The 17,242-nt window shown below is 63.1% G+C and carries 18 protein-coding genes; 11 read left to right on the top strand and 7 right to left on the bottom strand.

The features are described from left to right. Positions 1 to 25: 25 nt before the first annotated feature. From WP12_RS06005 to WP12_RS06045, 9 genes are all read left to right on the top strand, one after another. Complete coding sequence (locus WP12_RS06005) at positions 26 to 1,255, top strand: acyl-CoA dehydrogenase family protein (protein WP_046192839.1); 1,230 nt, start codon at positions 26 to 28, stop codon at positions 1,253 to 1,255. Between the two features lie 251 nt (positions 1,256 to 1,506). Continuing rightward, positions 1,507 to 3,642: a TonB-dependent receptor gene (locus tag WP12_RS06010; protein WP_046192840.1), complete on the top strand. Its 2,136-nt coding sequence runs from the start codon at positions 1,507 to 1,509 to the stop codon at positions 3,640 to 3,642. Between the two features lie 25 nt (positions 3,643 to 3,667). Then, positions 3,668 to 4,426: an SDR family NAD(P)-dependent oxidoreductase gene (locus WP12_RS06015; RefSeq protein WP_046192841.1), complete on the top strand. Its 759-nt coding sequence runs from the start codon at positions 3,668 to 3,670 to the stop codon at positions 4,424 to 4,426. 13 nt (positions 4,427 to 4,439) lie between these two features. Beyond that, the gene (locus WP12_RS06020; RefSeq protein WP_046192842.1) at positions 4,440 to 4,895 is read left to right on the top strand and encodes an SRPBCC family protein; all 456 of its coding nucleotides are present in this window, start codon (positions 4,440 to 4,442) and stop codon (positions 4,893 to 4,895) included. A 27-nt stretch (positions 4,896 to 4,922) separates the two neighbouring features. Then, entirely contained in the window at positions 4,923 to 5,303 is a 381-nt protein-coding gene (locus tag WP12_RS06025) for a nuclear transport factor 2 family protein (RefSeq protein WP_052730243.1), read from the top strand. Beyond that, a complete protein-coding gene (locus WP12_RS06030) occupies positions 5,303 to 6,058 on the top strand; it encodes an SDR family NAD(P)-dependent oxidoreductase (protein WP_046192844.1) in 756 nt (251 codons plus the stop codon). Before WP12_RS06025 ends, WP12_RS06030 begins: the two co-directional genes overlap by 1 nt. 16 nt (positions 6,059 to 6,074) lie before the next feature. Then, complete coding sequence (locus WP12_RS06035; protein ID WP_046192845.1) at positions 6,075 to 6,614, top strand: nuclear transport factor 2 family protein; 540 nt, start codon at positions 6,075 to 6,077, stop codon at positions 6,612 to 6,614. 52 nt (positions 6,615 to 6,666) lie between these two features. Further along, a complete protein-coding gene (locus WP12_RS06040) occupies positions 6,667 to 7,050 on the top strand; it encodes a nuclear transport factor 2 family protein (protein WP_046192846.1) in 384 nt (127 codons plus the stop codon). Between the two features lie 22 nt (positions 7,051 to 7,072). After that, positions 7,073 to 7,615, top strand: coding sequence for a nuclear transport factor 2 family protein (locus WP12_RS06045; RefSeq protein WP_046192847.1), 543 nt, complete (start codon positions 7,073 to 7,075; stop codon positions 7,613 to 7,615). Positions 7,616 to 7,852: 237 nt separating this feature from the next. On the opposite strand, the gene WP12_RS06050 is transcribed toward WP12_RS06045, so the two are convergent. Further along, the gene (locus tag WP12_RS06050; RefSeq protein ID WP_046192848.1) at positions 7,853 to 8,344 is read right to left on the bottom strand and encodes a hypothetical protein; all 492 of its coding nucleotides are present in this window, start codon (positions 8,342 to 8,344) and stop codon (positions 7,853 to 7,855) included. An 82-nt stretch (positions 8,345 to 8,426) separates the two neighbouring features. Then, entirely contained in the window at positions 8,427 to 9,317 is an 891-nt protein-coding gene (locus WP12_RS06055) for a LysR family transcriptional regulator (protein WP_046192849.1), read from the bottom strand. A gap of 85 nt (positions 9,318 to 9,402) precedes the next feature. On the opposite strand from WP12_RS06055, the gene WP12_RS06060 reads away from it, so the two are divergent. Together WP12_RS06060 and WP12_RS06065 are read left to right on the top strand one after the other, a co-directional pair. Next, entirely contained in the window at positions 9,403 to 10,110 is a 708-nt protein-coding gene (locus tag WP12_RS06060) for a CoA transferase subunit A (RefSeq protein ID WP_046192850.1), read from the top strand. After that, on the top strand, positions 10,110 to 10,760 hold the full coding sequence (locus WP12_RS06065; protein WP_046192877.1) for a 3-oxoacid CoA-transferase subunit B: 651 nt from the start codon (positions 10,110 to 10,112) through the stop codon (positions 10,758 to 10,760). Before WP12_RS06060 ends, WP12_RS06065 begins: the two co-directional genes overlap by 1 nt. 60 nt (positions 10,761 to 10,820) lie before the next feature. Here WP12_RS06065 and WP12_RS06070 read toward each other — a convergent pair whose 3' ends face one another. The 5 genes from WP12_RS06070 to WP12_RS06090 form a co-directional block, all read right to left on the bottom strand. After that, positions 10,821 to 11,606: an SDR family NAD(P)-dependent oxidoreductase gene (locus tag WP12_RS06070; protein ID WP_046192851.1), complete on the bottom strand. Its 786-nt coding sequence runs from the start codon at positions 11,604 to 11,606 to the stop codon at positions 10,821 to 10,823. Next, positions 11,603 to 12,763 (bottom strand): acyl-CoA dehydrogenase family protein, encoded by a 1,161-nt coding sequence (locus tag WP12_RS06075; RefSeq protein WP_046192852.1) that lies wholly within the window; start codon positions 12,761 to 12,763, stop codon positions 11,603 to 11,605. The genes WP12_RS06070 and WP12_RS06075 overlap by 4 nt, the downstream gene beginning before the upstream one ends. A 2-nt stretch (positions 12,764 to 12,765) precedes the next feature. Then, the gene (locus WP12_RS06080; protein ID WP_046192853.1) at positions 12,766 to 13,971 is read right to left on the bottom strand and encodes an acetyl-CoA acetyltransferase; all 1,206 of its coding nucleotides are present in this window, start codon (positions 13,969 to 13,971) and stop codon (positions 12,766 to 12,768) included. Positions 13,972 to 13,973: 2 nt separating this feature from the next. Further along, complete coding sequence (locus WP12_RS06085; protein WP_084690995.1) at positions 13,974 to 14,897, bottom strand: OB-fold domain-containing protein; 924 nt, start codon at positions 14,895 to 14,897, stop codon at positions 13,974 to 13,976. Positions 14,898 to 14,900: 3 nt separating this feature from the next. Continuing rightward, positions 14,901 to 17,242, bottom strand: a 2,342-nt coding sequence (locus tag WP12_RS06090; RefSeq protein ID WP_046192854.1) for a cbb3-type cytochrome c oxidase subunit I, incomplete at its 5' end; no start/stop codon positions are given.

A 17,242-nucleotide genomic window follows, 5' to 3' on the forward strand; every position in this document is an offset into this window, starting at 1 on the left:
ACGGGCATCGAGGAGAGAAGCGCCGGTGAGCCAGTTTGTACATGCCGATCCGAACCCGTCGGGCAACGACGCCGCCCTGGCCGACGAGGTGGTGGCCCGCGCCGCCGCGCTGCGGCCGGTGCTGGCGGAACGGGCGCGACAGACGGAGGCGGACGGCCGGGTGTCCGATGACACCACCCGGCTGTTGCGCGAAGCCGGCATCTTCCGGCTTGGCCAGCCCCTTGCTTTTGGCGGCTCGGCGCAGCCGCCGTCGACGATGCTGCGGGTCGGTTTCGAAATCGGCCGCGCCTGTGGCAGCACCGGCTGGTGTGCCATGATCGGTGCGGTCAATGCCTGGCTGGCCTCCTACTGGCCGATCGAGGCACAGCGCGAGATCTGGGGAGATGCGCCCGACAATCTCGTGATCGGCACCTTCGTCCCTACCGGCCAGTGCGAACCGGTCGACGGCGGCTATCAGGTTCACGGCCGCTGGCCCTTCGCAAGCAATTGCGACAATGCCGACTGGATTTTCGTCTCGGCCAGCTTGCCGGCCTCGGGCGACCGGCCCGCCGATGTGGGCTGGTTCATGGTCCCCCGCACCGAGCTTTCGATCGATCATGACAGCTGGCGGGTCAGCGGCATGCAGGGAACGGGCAGCAAGACGCTGTTCTCCGATAAGCCCCTGTTCGTCCCCCTTCACCGCGTCGTGCGCTTTTCCGATGTCGTCCGGGTATCGACGCCGGGACGCGCCGTGGAGGGAAACGTCATGGCGAGTTTCGGCTTCACCACATTTGGCGCGACCACGCTCGTCGCGCCCCTGCTCGGCATGGCGCAGGGCGGACTCGACTGGTATATCGAAACCATGGCGAAGAAGGCGCGCACCAGCCTGAAGCCGGGCGGCGCGGGCCTCGTCGCGCACAGCCCCTTCGTGCAGGCGCGCGTCGGCGCGGCATCAGCGGCGATCGATGCGGCGATGGCGCTGCTGCTGACCAGCTTGCGACCCGCCGAGGCGAAGATCATGGGCGGCGGAACGCTCGACAATGCCGAGCGCATCCGAATCCGGCGTGACATCGGCTTTGCCGCGCAACAGGCGGCGCACAGCATCAACCTGCTGTTCGAGGGCGCCGGCGCATCGGCGACGAGCCTGGATACACCTATCCAGCGCTATTGGCGTGACATCAATGCCGCCGCACGGCACGCGTCGCTCGACGTCCAGGCGATAAACGCATTGTTTGGCGAAGAGCGATTCGGATTACCCCCTACGGGGCAGTTCTGATGGCCGGTGTGAAACGGCCATAATCTTGATGATTGATATATAGCCCAGTGCTGCCGGAGGCGAGATATCGCGGAATTGCGGGGGTAAGAGGCCACAAAAATATAAGAAGTATAAGTCTTATCTTGACGGCAGAGAGCTGACATGAAAGAGGATACACTTTGAAGCCATATATCGACGATGGCTTCGGGCGAAGATCCACAAGCGAAGGCATCAAGCCGACGCGATGAGAACAGTCAGAGGAGGGTGAAATCATGAAATCCGGACGGAAAATCCAGCTGATCGGCGCTAGCGCTATCGCGCTTATGCTAGCCGGCGCCGCGCAGGCGCAGGACACAACGCCCCAATCCGAAGCAGCCACGGGCGGCCTCGAAGAAATCGTCGTCACCGCGCAGAAGCGCAGCGAGAATATCCAGAAGACCCCGGCAGCCGTCACTGCCTTCACGGGCAACGCGCTCGTCCAGAGCGGCACCACCGATCTCCGCGCCGTGCAGAACATCGTTCCCGGCGCCCGTTTCCAGCAGGAAGGCGCCACCACTCAGGTCATCCTGCGCGGCGTCGGCTCCAACCTCGACTTCGGCGCCATCGAGCCGACCGTAGCGTTCAACGTCAACGGCATCTTCACCCCGCGCGAGGGCACCAGCCAGCCGCTGTTCGACCTCGACCGGATCGAAGTCCTCCCCGGACCGCAGGGCACCCTGTACGGGCGCAACGCGCTCGGCGGCACGATCAACATCTCGTTCAAGCGCCCGACGCATGATCTGGAGACCAGCGCGGTTCTCGAAGGCGGCAACTACGACCTGATGCACGCCACAGTGGTGCAGAATGTGCCGCTGGGCGAAGGCGTTGCCGCACGCGCCGCGATCGATTTCACCAAGCGCGACGGCTATATGGAAAGCGGCGCCTATTCGAAGGACGATATCGCCGCCCGCCTCGGCCTGCTGTTCGACCGTACTGAAGGCTTCACCGCCTATCTATGGGGCCAGTATACCAAGCGCGATGGCTCGCCGTCGAACCTCGTCAACAAGGGCTTCGATCCGGTGACGGGCCAGTTCAGCAAGGACGCATTCCTGCGCGATCGTCCGTGGGACGATCTTCGCGTCGGCGCATTTGCCGATCCGAGCGCGCTGCCTTTTGGTCAGCCGATCGCGGAAAAGCAGAAGTATAATCTCTACAACTTCGGCGCGCAGTTCGACCTGGAGGTCGCAGACGGCGTCACGCTCACCTATGTTCCGGGCTATTTCCACCTGGACTCGAACTCGAGCTACTGGCTGGGCGTCATTCCCGATTACAAGGAAGACAATTACCGCCTGATCACGCAGGAACTTCGCCTGTCGGGCAATTCGGATCGGCTCAACTGGCTGGCCGGCCTCTATGCCTATACCCAGAAGACTTACGGCTATTCCTTCGTCGGAAAGGCCTCGGGTCCGTTCGGCTTCATTGCCAGCGGCGTGCTCCATCACCGCGTTAAGGGCATCGCCGCCTTCGGTCAGGCGACCTACGACCTCAACGACGCATGGCGCCTGACCGCCGGTGGCCGCCTCAGCTACGATAAGCGCAAGGGTAGCGGCATCTCGCCGGACGTGGGCAACCCGCTCTTCACCTTCGAAAAGTCGTTCAAGCGGTTCGACTACAAGATCGGCACCGAGTTCGACGTGTCGCCGACCGCGATGGTCTACCTGACCTATCAGACGGCCTATCAGCCCGGCACGTTCAACGAAGCACCGTCGACCCCGACCTTCTCGAACCTGATCAACTCTCCGAAGCTGTCGTCGATCACCGGCGGTTTCAAGAGCCGGTTCCTGGACAACACCCTGCAGATCAACGTCGAGGGCTTCTACTACAAGTATAACGACCTTCTGCTGCAGGCTTACGACGCCAGCAAGCCATACAACCAGGTCTTCAACGCCAAGGCAGAGACTTACGGCGTGCAGATCGATACGGTCTTCCAGCCTACGCCGGACGATCGCCTGTCCGCCTCGCTTGGCTATCTCCATGCGCGGAACAAGGAATTCGCAGTTCCGGGCCTAGCCGCTTTCGAGGGCCTCAGCCTGCCTTATGCGGCCGACTGGACGATCAACGTCGCCTATCATCACGACTTCCACCTCTCGAACGGCTACATCCGTCCGGCGGTCGATGCTCGCTATGAAAGCACCTACTTCGCCGACTTCGTTCACACGCCGGGCACCAATCAGAAGCCGACATGGCGTGAGAATGCCTCGATCACCTACTTCGCCGACACCAACAAGTGGAGCGCGGGTCTGTGGATCAAGAACATCACCAACAAGGCGGTGATCGCCGCGACCGCCGCCGCCGGCATTCCCGGCCCGGCGACCGCCTATCTTGAGGAGCCGCGCACCTACGGCGCGCGCGTCACCTTCAACTTCTGAACCTTGGAGACTTTGATTGACCGGCATGCTCGATAATCTATCGATCCTGGTCACGGGTGCCGGTGGCGGAATTGGTTCCGCCACCGCGCTCGTTTTGGCGGGGCACGGCGCCCGGCTGATCCTGACCGACGTCAACGCCGAAGCCGGCGAGGCGGCGACGGAGGCGGTGAAATCTGCCGGCGGCGAAGCCTATTTCGTTCCCGCCGACCTTGGCTCCGAGGAACAGATAGCCGGGCTGGTAAAGGCGACCGTCGACCGGTTCGGCCGGATCGATGGCGCATTCAACAATGCGGCGGTCGAGCAATCGAACAAACCGCTCGACGAGATCAGCAACGAGGAATGGGACCGGGTCATCCGGATTAACCTGTCGGCGGTGTTCCTCGGCATGCGCTATCAGGCGCGGGCGATGCTGGCGCAGGGCGGCGGCTCCATCGTCAACACAGCATCTTCGCTGGCCCAGGTCGGTCTGGCCGGCGCCTCGGACTATTGCGCAGCAAAGCATGGCGTTCTCGGCCTTACCCGGGCCGGCGGCGCCGATTACGGCACGCGTGGCATCCGCGTAAACGCCATCCTGCCCGGCATTACGCGAACGCCAATGATCAAGCGGCTGAGCGAGGACCCCGACCTGTCGTCGGTTTTCGACCGTCTGCGCCTCCGCCACTCGATGGGCCGCTTCGGGGAGCCGCATGAGATCGGGGAATCGGTTGCATGGCTGCTGTCGCCGCAGGCATCCTTCGTCAACGGCGCGGCCATCGCGGTCGACGGCGGCTATCTCTCGATCTGAAGCGGAGGCTTAGATGTACACCCTTTCCCACGCGATCCCCGTCAACCCCGACGGCATCGAACCCAAGCTGACCCGCGAACAGGTGTGGGCAGGTCTGGCGCTGAAGGCGGTGGACGCCAAGCCCTTCGTCGACGGTATGACCCAGTGCGACCTCATCGAGCGCACCGACACGACCATCAAGCGCGAGATCACCTTCCGGGGCGCGCAAAGCCAGGAGTTCATCACGCTGTTCGAGCCTGTGAAGGTCCAGTTCGAGCGGCTCGACGGCACCGGCTGGATCGATAACGTCATCAGCGATTCGGAAAGCGGCCTGGTGCTCTCCTTCACGTTCGGCGTCCGCTTCCCCGGCATCACCGAAGATACGCCCGAAGAAACCGCCAAGGGCGACAGCATGCGCGGCGCCTATGTCGGCGCGGTCGCCGCGACACTCGCGAAGGTTCGCGAGATGGTCGCTAACGGCGAGCTTTGAAATCACATAAGTTTTAGGAGAGCGACAGTGGCACTGGAATGGGTCGGCGAATTCTTCCGCGATGCGGACATGGTTCAGATCGACAAGCTGGCGGCATGGTTTGCCGACGACATCGATCTGCGTTTCGCCAATAATCCCCCGATCCGCGACAAGCAGACGGCAGTGGCCGTGATGGGCGGATTCTACGGATCGATCGCCGGCATGAGCCATAAGCCGGTGCATCTGTACGCCGGTGACGATGGCGACACTGCCTCGCAATATGCGGTCGTCACCTACACCCGCCAGGATGGCCGCGACGTGCCGCTGCCGGTGTCCAGCCTCCTCCACCGCAACAGCGCGGGCAAGCTCGACAAGCTGTGGATCTATATCGACATCAATCCGCTCTACGCCGAAGCCGAGGCCCAGTGATGCGCCGTTTCGAAGGCAAGACCGTCATCGTCACCGGATCCGGCGGCAGCATCGGCCGCGCATCGGCGATCCGCTTCGCCGAAGAGGGCGCGAATGTGGTCGGTTGCGACATCGCCGCGCCGGGCAATGACGAAACCGCGCGCCTCATCAAGGATGCGGGCGGTTCGATCGTCACGGTTACGGCCGACCTGACCGACAAGGCCCAGTGCCAGCAGCTGGTGGCGACCGCCGTCGAAAGTTTCGGCGGAATCGATGTCCTCTTCAACAACGGCGCGATGGCTTATTTCGCCTGGATCGAGGACATGGACGACGACACCTGGCACAAGACGATAAACCAGGAACTCGACCTCGTCTTCCTGCTGACCCGCGCCGCCTGGCCCGAACTGATCAAGAGCAAGGGCTGCATCGTCAACACCGCGTCGATGTCCGCCTGGGTGGGGATCGAGCTACTTCCCGGCCTCGCCCATACCGCAGCCAAGGGCGGCGTTCTGTCGATGACCCGTCAATTGGCGATGGAAGGCCGCAAGCATGGCATCCGCGCCAATACGGTGTCGCCCGGCACGATCGAAACCAACCAGACCCGCTTCATCCTGGAAAATGAGGAATGGAGCCGCATCCAGCTTGGCCGCGCGATGATCAACCGCATGGGCCAGCCCGAGGAGGTCGCCAGCGTGGTCGCCTTCCTGGCAAGCGACGACGCGTCCTATGTCACCGGGACTGATATTGCGGTCGACGGCGGCGTGCGGGCGTGGTGAGCGGGAGGAATAAGATATGACGACTGAGGAAAAGCTGCTCGAACTCTGGGAAGAGAAGCAGGTCAAGAAAGTGTTTCTGCGCTTCGGCCGCGCGCTCGATACCGGCAACTGGCCAGCGTACCGCTCGACCTTCGCCGATCAGGTCAACATCGATTTCAAGCGCCTGACCGGGCAGGAGGAAGTCCGCGTCGACGCCAATCTGTGGACCCGCTTTGCCGAGCAGATCCTGAGTCCCGTCCGCCGCCATCATGTCTACACCAACTGGGACATCAGCGTTGACGGTGATCGCGCCTATGCGCTGGTCTACATGACCGCGCGGCACTTCAAGGCGACCGACCTGGGTGTCAGCGACTATACCCAATATGGCTGGTACGATGTGTGGTTCGAACGCGCCGGCGACAGCTGGAAAATCTACCGGCTGAAGCACGACTTCCAATGGGTCGAGGGCAATAATTCGCTGCTCGACACCAGCGACCCCGAGCTGACCAAGACCATGCATCAGGTCTTCACGCCGGAGGCCTTCGCGGCCGCGAGGGCGGCGATCGCGACATATTGAACGAACGGCGGATGGCGGCCCGAAGAGGCCCCGCGCGCAGCAGGAGCAGGATATGAACGACCATTGGGTTCTCGAACGTTTCCGCGCGGTCGACCGCAAGGACATCGACGGCTTCATCAACATGCTGACCGACGATCATGTCTTCCTGTTCGGCGGCCGTCCGCCGGTGATCGGCAAGGACGATGCCCGTGAACAGGTGCTGATCTTCTGGTCGATGATCGGCCGTCTCAAGCATAATATCTGGCGGGTGACCGAGGCGGGCGATCTCGTCTTCGTCGAGGCAAATGTCGATTATGAGCGGTCCGACGGCACCTGGGTGACAGTCCCCTGCTGCGACGTCATCAAGATCCGTGGCGATAAGATCTGCGAACAGCGCGCCTATCTCGATCAGAGCGCGGTGTTCGCCGACGAACCCGGCGAAGTCCGCGCCGCCTGACCTCCTGAATCGGAAGATCGTGATGACCGACGCCGAAAAGCTCGCCCGCATCTGGGACGAGCGCAACATCCGCAACACCATGCTGCGATTCGGCGAGACGCTCGATTCGGGCGATTGGGCGGCGCACCGCGCCTGCTTCATGGACACGGCCAATATCGATTTCGAACGGCTGACAGGCCAGAAGGAAATCCGCCTCGACGCCGACCTGTGGGTTGCCTTCGCCGATGCGATCCTGTCGCCGGTCAAGCGGCACCATACATATTCCAACTTCAAGATCGAGGTGGACGGCGACCGCGCCCTCGTCACCCTGAAGCACACCTCGCGCCATTGGCGATCGAACGACGCGGGTAGCGTCGAATATAATCAATATGGCTCCTACGTCGTCCGCTTCCGCCGGGTCGACGGCGTCGATGCCTGGAAGATCGAATATCTGAAGCACGACTTCACCTGGTCGAACGGCAACAACGCGCTGTTCGACATGCACGATCCCAAGCTGATCGAGGCGATGACCCGCGTCTTCACCCCCGACCATTTCGCCGCAGCGGTGAGCCAGCCGGTCGCTTAAGACGCAGCCCAATCTTCGTGTCCCCCGGCATGGCCCGGTCGCCCGCTCCTTTCCTTCTCCCAGCGGTCGGAGCCCGCACGTTGGGGTCGACAGCGGAAGCCCGGCCAGATCCGGGGTACGAAGGCGGGTACCAGATCGACTGCTACTGGCCCTTAATCACACATGGCTCAGAATGTCCGCCATGGGGTGGGAAGCGGCACGGCAGCTTCCGAGCGTCCCCCCTACGATAGCTGACATTTAAGGCTTGGGTGTTGTTTCATTACCTGAATCGGTGGTCTGCCGTCTCAGGTTCTCGACGCGACCATCAGCGTGGATCACGAAGCGTCCGCCGCCATAACCGGTCGCGCCGGTGGTCGTCGTTATGCCGTAAACGACCCCCCTCCGCAGCGGCATGGCCACAATCAAAGGACCTTCGGGCCTATGCCGTCCCTTAAGCCTACTTCCATACATGAGAGGAAACTTGTTCAAACAGTCGTCGTCGTAGTCGATGTTTTCGAGCCATGCCGTGTGCGTTCCGGGCGCAGGATCATACCGTTTGCCGTCGGAACCGGTCACGGCGATGTCGGCGGTGACGTCCACATAGCGCAGGCACGATGGGCGCTGCGCGGATGTGGGATCGACAACGAAAGTCAGATGCCCATCCCAAACTACAGCGAGCAGATCATAACTATATGAGCAACCGCTGAGTACGATCGGTAGAAGGACGGCAATGGCTTTGCGCCAGATCATCGCGCGACCTTACCTAACGTCGGCTCTGTAGCAAGACCGACTGCTGCTCAAACGTCGGAATTGGGTCGTTAGCCGCCTCTCGTCATACCGCCGCACGATCCGGATCGATCCGCAGCGCGGCGATCTGCTGGAAGATGCTGCGCACCAGCGGGTCGCGTTCCTGCGCCCTTATCACGGCGCTGAACTCGATCGACCGGTGGCGATCGGCATGGAGGCGCACCAGCGCCTCGCTCGCGATATGATCGCGCACCATCACTTCGGGCACGAAGCTGACCCCGCCGTCACGCAACACGATATCGATCAACGCGCGGACATTGTTGCAGCTGTTGATCATCGCCTCCGGCGGTGCGCCATCGCCCAGTTCGGCGAGCGCCAGGCCATGGATCGGCGAATGCCGATGCAGCAGCCACATCGGCGCGGCACACACGTCCTCGCCGATCTCCGCGGCCAGCATGGGGCTCGCGATCCAGATCAGGTCGACGCTGCCGATCGGCGCGGTCTCGACTTGAGGGCTGGCCACCTGCCCCGCGACGATGATCAGATCGCTGCCCGCGTTGAGCAGTTTCTGCAGCAGACTCTGAGACAGGTCGATCTCGATCTCCAGCCGCGCTCGCGGCAGAGTTGTCTTGAGCACCGACAGGAACGGCGGCAGGCAGGTCGCCGCCGCGATCTCCCCCGCGCCTATCCGTACCGTCCCCGATGCGCCCGCGAACTGGCCCGACTGCAGCAGCATAGCCTCGATCGAGGTCCATAGGGGCTCGCATTCCTCGACGAACTGCCGACCGCGGATCGTCAGCGCCATATTGCGCCCGGCGCGCTGGAACAGGGGAAAGCCGATCTGGTTCTCGAGCTCCCTGATCCGCGCGGACACGGCCGGCTGTGTCGTGTTGAGTCGTTCGGCCGCTGCGGCGAAGGTGCCTAGCCGGCTGATCCACAGCAGCGTCTCGATATGGTAGAGTGCGATGCGTTTCATAGACATTGGTTATGTATAACCAACAAAAACTACAATTAGATTTAATGAGTCATCGCCGCTAGAATTGCAGGCAGGAGGAGCGCCAATGACAAAGATATATTCGTCCGCCGCTGATGCGCTGGAAGGCCTGTTGTTCGATGGAATGACGATATGCTCGGGCGGCTTTGGCCTATGCGGCATACCCGAACGGCTGACCGACGCGATCGTGGCATCGGGCGTCAAGGGCCTGATCATTGCATCGAACAACGCCGGGATCGACGGCGAAGGGCTCGGCAAGCTGTTGCGCAGCCGCCAGATCGCCAAGATGATCAGCTCCTATGTCGGCGAAAACAAGGAGTTCGAACGGCAATATCTGGCTGGCGAGCTCGAAGTCGAATTCTCGCCGCAGGGCACGCTGGCCGAACGGATGCGCGCTGGCGGCGCCGGCATTCCGGGTTTCTATACCAAGACCGGGGTCGGTACGCTGGTGGCCGAGGGCAAGGAGACCAAGGAGTTCGACGGCGAGACCTATGTCCTCGAACGCGGCATCCGCGCCGACCTGTCGATCATCAAGGGCTGGAAGGCCGATGAGAGCGGCAACCTGATCTTTCGCAAGACGGCGCGCAACTTCAATCACCCGGCGGCGACCGCGGGGAAGGTCTGCGTCGCCGAGGTCGAGGAGATCGTGCCCGTCGGCAGCCTCGATGCCGATAGCATCCACCTGCCCGGCGTCTATGTGAAGCGCCTCGTGCTCGGCGCGCCTTATGACAAGAGGATCGAGTTTCGCACTGTCCGGCAGAAGGAGACCGCATGATGGCCACCGTAATCAAGGGCTGGGACCGCAACCAGATGGCGGCGCGGGCGGCAAAGGAGCTGCGCGACGGCTATTATGTCAACCTGGGCATCGGCATTCCGACGCTGGTGGCGAACAACATCCCCGACGGGGTGACGGTGACGCTGCAGTCGGAGAACGGCATGCTCGGCATCGGCCCCTTCCCCTATGAGGGCGAAGAGGATGCCGACCTGATCAACGCCGGCAAGCAGACGATCAGCCAGCTGCCGTCATCAAGCTTCTTCTCCAGCGCGGACAGCTTTGCGATGATCCGCGGCGGACATATCGACCTCACCGTGCTGGGCGCGATGGAAGTGTCCGAAAGCGGCGACATCGCCAACTGGATGATCCCGGGCAAGATGGTGAAAGGCATGGGCGGTGCGATGGATCTCGTCGCCGGGGTCAAGAAGATCATCGTCGTGATGGAACACACGTCGAAGAACGGCGACCCGAAGTTCATCCCCAGCTGCACCCTGCCGCTGACCGGCAAGAATGTCGTCGACATGATCGTCACCGATCTCGCCGTCTTCCAGCGTTCAGATCACAATTCGCCATTCAAGCTGATCGAGACCGCCCCCGGCGTCACCGCCGAAGAGATCGCCGCAAAGACCACTGCCAGCTATCTGAGCTGATCCTGGCCCGGCCCCCGATCCTGCATGGCTTGGGGGCCGGCCAGAGCTTGCCGGCGGTCGTCAATCGGGCACATATAGCTGCTGGATCTTGCCGCCGTCGACGGGGATGCACGCACCCGTAATGTAGGACGCCTCTTCCGAAAGCAGGAAGCGAACCACCGAAGCTATCTCCTCGGGCCGGCCCGGCCGCCGCATCGGAAGAACCGCCTCGATGCGCTCCTGACGCTCGGGATCGGCGCGCGAGAAGGCCGCCGAAGCCGGCGTCATGATCTGCCCGGGCGCGATAACGTTGATACGAACGCCATGCGGCGCGGCTTCAAGCGCCGCCACCGCGCTGAAATGGATCATCGCCGCCTTGGACGCCGAATAGCTGGCCATCCCCGGCATCGCGCCGAGCCCGTTCAGCGAGGCGATGTTGACGATCGCCCCCGACCCTTGCGTGATCATCAGCGCCAGCGCGGCCTGCGTGCCGACAAAGGCGGCATCGGCATTGACCTGGAAGTCGTTCCGCCATTCGTCGAGGGTCAGTTTCACGACCGGCTTGTAGGCAATCGCCATGGCATTGTTGACCAGGCCATCGAGCCGGCCATGGCGATGGGCGACGTCCTGAATCAGTGCGCGGAACGCCCGGTCGTCACTCACATCCAGCCGATGCGCCTCTACCCGCCCGATCGCCGCAATCTCAGCCCGCGCCACTTCTAGCCGGTCCTGCCCGCGTGCGCAGATGATCACCGTAGCGCCGTCTTCCGCCAGCCGCAGGGCCGAGGCGCGGCCGATGCCGTCGCTGCCGCCGGTCACGATCACGACGCGGCCATCGAAGCTGCCGCAAGGCGCGGCCTCGTTCATGCCGTGGCGGCGCGATGCCGGGCGACGAGTTCGCGGCCGATGATGAGCTGCTGAATCTGCGTCGTGCCCTCGTAAATGCGGAAGACGCGGACATCGCGGTAGAAGCGTTCGACCGCGCTGTCGCGCATATAGCCGGCGCCGCCGTGAATCTGGACCGCGCGGTCGGCGATCCGGCCAACCATCTCCGAACAGAACATCTTGGCGGCGCTCGCCTCCAGCGTGACCCGCTCACCTTCATCGAAGCGGCGGGCGACGTCGCGCAACATGCATTCGGCGGCATAGAGGTCCGCCTTGCCGTCGGCCAGCATCGCCTGGATCAGCTGATAATCGCCGATCGCATGACCGAAAGCGTGCCGCTCCACCGCATAGGAAACCGACTCGTGCAGGAGACGCCGCGCCTGACCAACGCAGACCGAAGCGACGTTGATACGACCGCGATCGAGCGCCTTCATCGCCGTCGAGAAGCCGCGCCCTTCGACCCCGCCGATAATCGCGCTGGCCGGCACCCGAACATTCTCGAACAGCACGTCACACGACCATGCGCCCTGCTGTCCCATCTTGTGATCGCGCGCGCCGATCGAGACGCCGCGCGTGTCGGCAGGCACCAGAAACGCGGTGATATGGCCGTTCTTCGGCAGTGACTCGGCGTTCGTCCGCGCCATCACCAAAAACAGACCCGCAACCGGGCCGTTGGTGATGTAACGCTTGGTGCCGTCGATCACATAATCGTCGCCATCGCGCACCGCGCGGGTGCGCATCGCCGCCGCATCGGACCCGGTATCAGGTTCGGTGAGGCAGAAGCTGGTGATCACCTCGCCCGATGCGATGCGCGGGAGCCAGGCCGACTTCTGATCCTCGGTCCCGTCGCTCAGGATCGCGCGGGTGCCAAGGCCGATATTGATCCCGATCAACGAGCGGAACGCAGCCGACGCCCAGCACAGTTCCATGATAATCTCGACCTCCTCGGTCGAGCCGAGACCAAGACCGCCATATTCCTCCGGCGTCGTCAGCGCGAACAGACCCATCTCGCGGAAGTCGCGCCAGACGCTTTCGGGAATAAGGTCTTCGTCCGCGACCTGCCGCTCCAGCGGAACGAGCTTTTCCCGCGTGTAGCGACGAACGGTGTCGACGAACTGATCGAGCGTTTCGCGGTCCATGGTCAGGCGCCCTCGAGCCCGACGATCGCGATCGCCGCGACATTCTGATTGGGCATGCCGCCGAGATTATGGCTCAACCCGAATATCGGCGGTTCGGCCCGCTGCCGCTCTCCTGCCCGGCCCAGCAGCTGCAGGTAATTTTCGTAGATCATCCGCAGGCCCGAGGCCCCGATCGGATGGCCGAAGCATTTGAGGCCTCCGTCGATCTGACAGGGGTTGGCGCCGTCCGCGTCGAAGCGGCCGTCAAGCACGTCCTTCCAGCCCTGCCCCTCTTTCGAGATGAGAAGGTCCTCCATCGTCACCAGTTCGGTGATCGAGAAGCAATCATGCACTTCCATCAGGCTCACCTGACTGCCCGGGTCGGTGATGCCGGCCTCCTTATAGGCCTTGGCCGCCGCGACCCGCGTCGTCGGCAGATAGCTGCCGTCCCAGCCCTGCCCCTGCAGCTCCCAGCCGTTGGACACGGCGAGCTGGAGCGCCTTCACCGTGACGATGTCCGCCTTGCCGAGACTGCGGGCGATCTCGGGCGTAGTGACGATGGCGACCGCCGCGCCGTCCGACACGCCGCAGCAATCGAACAGGCCCAGCGGCTCCGCGATCATCGGCGCGTTGAGCACGGTATCCATGTCGATCGCCTTGCGCAGATGTGCCTTCGGATTCTTCACGCCATTGGCGTGGCTCTTGACCGAGACATGCGCCATCGCCCGCTTGAGCTCGTCCTTCGACATGCCATGCCGCGCGCGATAGGCGGAGGCGAGCTGGGCGAAATTGCCGGGGGCCGAGCCGACCACGCCGATCATGTCGAACATGGTGCCGCGGGTGCGGACGGGCAGTCCGCCATAGCCGGTGTCCTTGAGCTTCTCGACGCCCACCGCCAGCGCGATGTCCGCCGCGCCCGACGCGACGGCATAGACCGCGCCGCGAAACGCCTCGGTGCCGCTCGCGCAATAATTCTCCACTTTGGTGACGGCGATGTTAGGCAGGCGCAGCGCCATCGCGGCGGGAATGCCGGAAGGGCCGACATTCATCGCGTCGAAGCCCACCGATAGCCAGGCGGCGTCGATCTGCGACGTTTCGATGCCGGCGTCTGAGAGCGCCTCCAGATAGGCCTCGACCATCAGCTGTTCGGCGTCGTCATTATATCGCTCGCCAAACTTAGCGCAGCCCATGCCGAGGATCGCAACCTTGTCCTTGATGCCGGATGCCATGATCAGGACTCCTTCGCCGCGGGTACGGCCTTCCAGAAATAACGGGTGAACTGACGGCGCTCGTCGACGGCCTTGATGCGGAACATCATCCGCATCTCCATGCCCACTTCGATCGCTTCCGGCTCGACGTCGGTGAACTCGCACGCCATGCGTCCGCCACCTTCGAATTCGACCATGCCGTAGCAGCCCGGAGGATCAGGCGTGTAGCCCAGGCTGTCCGCCGTATAGGTCATGATTCGCGCCGGAATGTCGGCAAGCGGATAATCCTCCTGCGTGCCGACTGCGGCGTCGTTGACCGACACGCTGATCTCCGATCGCGGAAACTGGATCGTGCCGGTGCGCGTGCAGCGCCCGCCGACCAGACCGAACACTGTCCTGCGGTTGCGGTAGAGCGCGGTCATCGGCTGCTTCTGGTCGAACTCGGCGCGCATGCCCGTCTCCATCTGGAGATGGCCGTTGAACGCGAGATATTTCATGTAATTCGCTTCGGCCTGGCCACGCGCGGCCCAGCCCGAAACGCCGACTGGCCGGCGGTGGCCGGCGATCGCATCGGTCGCCTCGAACAGCAGCACGTCGGCGCCCTGGCCGAAACCGAGCAGCAGGATGCGGTCCCCGGGCGCGGCCGCTTCGAGCGCATCGGCCAGCATCACCAGCGGGTGCGCCGCACCGGCATGGCCGATATTCGCGGACAGCGTGTCGCGCACGGTCGCAACCGACCGAACCCATCGGTCCATTGCCGTTCCCCCATCATGTCGGCGTCCCCGAACCACGAGGTACAAGATCCCGCCGAGACAGGCGAGCGTGACCAGCAGCGTCAGTCCTCGCGCTAGCGGCGAGGAGAGCCAGATACTTGCAACGATGTAGAGTGAGAAAAAGTGGACCGCCCAGATGAGGAGGCCGCCAAGCAGGAAGGCCCAGGTCCGCATGGTTCAGCCGCCTACCGCACGCGTCAACACCGCCGTCAGTGCGCCTTGGCCTGCGGCATAAACAACCCACAACACGCAGAGATCGAGGCTGTTGTTGCGCGGCCGTACGATCATGCCGCGGCTGTTGCGCGCCGAGATATACCCGGCCATCAGCAGGCCGATGGCCGCGAGCATGGCTTCCAGGCTGAGCAGGGCATAGATTGTCGCACCTTGTCCGCTTGCCTCCGGACGCAATCCCGACGCGGTCCAACTCCACAGGTCCGCGCCGATGCCCGCCGCCAGTGCCAGTGTAGCGCATAGGAATAAGACGCCCGGCGTCCACAGCTCAGTCGCCTGGCGCGCCAGCATGTGCCGGGACAGCCCCGCCAGACCTGCGGCCGCGGCATAAGCGGGCAAGATAAGCCAGAGCGCGGTAGGATCGGCGGGCGCGATCCAGAATTGCGGCTGGACGCCGTAGAGATAGAAGAAGCTGAACAACCCCATCACGAAGATCATGCCCACCACGATCAGCAGGATCACCATCGCCCACCACCCATGGCTGCTCGAGCCGGTGATATAGGTCGGCAGGCGAATACCCGCGCCGACGTCGACGTCCGGCTCCTTCACCAGCCGGTCCGTATCCCACAGCCAGCGCAACACGCAGATCACCGCGAACACGCCGCAGGCGAAAGAAGGGATGTAAGCCTGGATGGTCAGCAGGATGAAGAAGCCGGCGGTGAAGAGGGCAGCCAGGAACGGCCACACTGACGGCCCGGGCATGATCTGAAGATATTGCGGCTCCGCGCGAAGCGTGCTGGTGACGATCGTCTCACGCAGGCCGGTGGCCGAGCCCGGCAGGAAATATCGCCCAGCCTCGACATCTTCCGCCAGCTTCGGATCGTCCCATAGTGGCTCGCGGCTTTTCACCACCGGAATGCTGCGCGTCGAATAAAGCCCGGTTGGTAGCCATTCGAGCGTGCCTCCGCCATAGACGTTGCCCGCATCATCATTCGTCGTGAACCGAAAATTGCGCGCCACATCGAGCAGGAACATGATCACGCCCGCCGCCAGCATGAACGCACCTATAGTCGAGATCATGTTGGTGACCTCCCAGTCGCGGCCCGGCAGATAAGTATAGACGCGGCGAGGCATGCCCATCAGGCCCGTTAGATGCATCGGCCAGAAGGTAACCTGCATACCGACGAACATCAGCCAGAAGGCCCATTTGCCGAGCCGCTCCGAAAGTGCGCGGCTGCTCGTCATCGGCGCCCAGTAATAGAAGGCGGCGAACATTGGGAAGACCATGCCGCCAATCAGCACATAGTGGAGGTGCGCAACGATGAAATAGCTGTCGTGCGCCTGCCAGTCGAACGGCACCATCGCCACCATCACGCCGGTCAGCCCGCCGATGACGAAGGTGACGATGCCACCAAGCAGGAACAGCGTAGGCGCGTTGAAGCGCGGCTTGCCCACCGCGAAGGTCGCGATCCACGAGAACACCTGGATACCGGCGGGCACACTCACCGCCATGCTCGCGGCCGAGAAGAACCCGATCGACAGGTTCGGCATGCCGGTCGCGAACATATGGTGCGCCCACACGCCGAAGCTTATGAACCCGGTCGCGAGGAAGGCGAGAACGATGAGATAGTGGCCGACGAGCTGCGTTCGCGTCATAGCCGCGACCATCATCGAGACAAGTCCCGATGCAGGCAGGAAAATGATATAGACTTCGGGGTGGCCGAAGAACCAGAACAGGTGCTGCCACAGCAACGCATCGCCGCCTCGCGTGGGATCGAAGAACGGCCAGTTGAACGCACGTTCCAGCTCGAGCAGTAATGTGCCGAGGATCACCGAGGGAAAGGCGATGATGATCATCACCCCGAACACCAGCATGGCCCAGGCATAGATCGGCATCTTGTCGAGCGTCATACCCGGCGCACGCGTGCGCAGTACGCCAACCACGATCTCGATCGCACCGGCGATCGCGCTGATCTCGATGAAGCCGATCCCGAGCAGCCAGAAATCGGCATTGATTCCCGGCGAATAGGTGATGCTGGTATAGGGCGGATACATGAACCAGCCGCCATCGGGCGCGAGGCCAAAGAACAGCGACGCGAAGAAGCACAGCCCACCGACGAAATAGGCCCAGAAGGCATAAGCCGACAGACGGGGGAATGGCAGATCGCGCGCCGCCAGCATCTGCGGCAGCAGCAACACCCCGATCGCTTCGACCATCGGCACGGCGAACAGGAACATCATCACCGTGCCGTGCATGGTGAAGAACTGGTTGTAGGTGTCTTGCGGCAAGATGCCTTGAAGCGGCAGCGCGAGCTGCACGCGCATCACCAGCGCGAGGATGCCCGCAA

It is taken from the genome of Sphingomonas sp. SRS2 (assembly GCF_000971055.1).
Lineage (GTDB): Bacteria > Pseudomonadota > Alphaproteobacteria > Sphingomonadales > Sphingomonadaceae > Rhizorhabdus.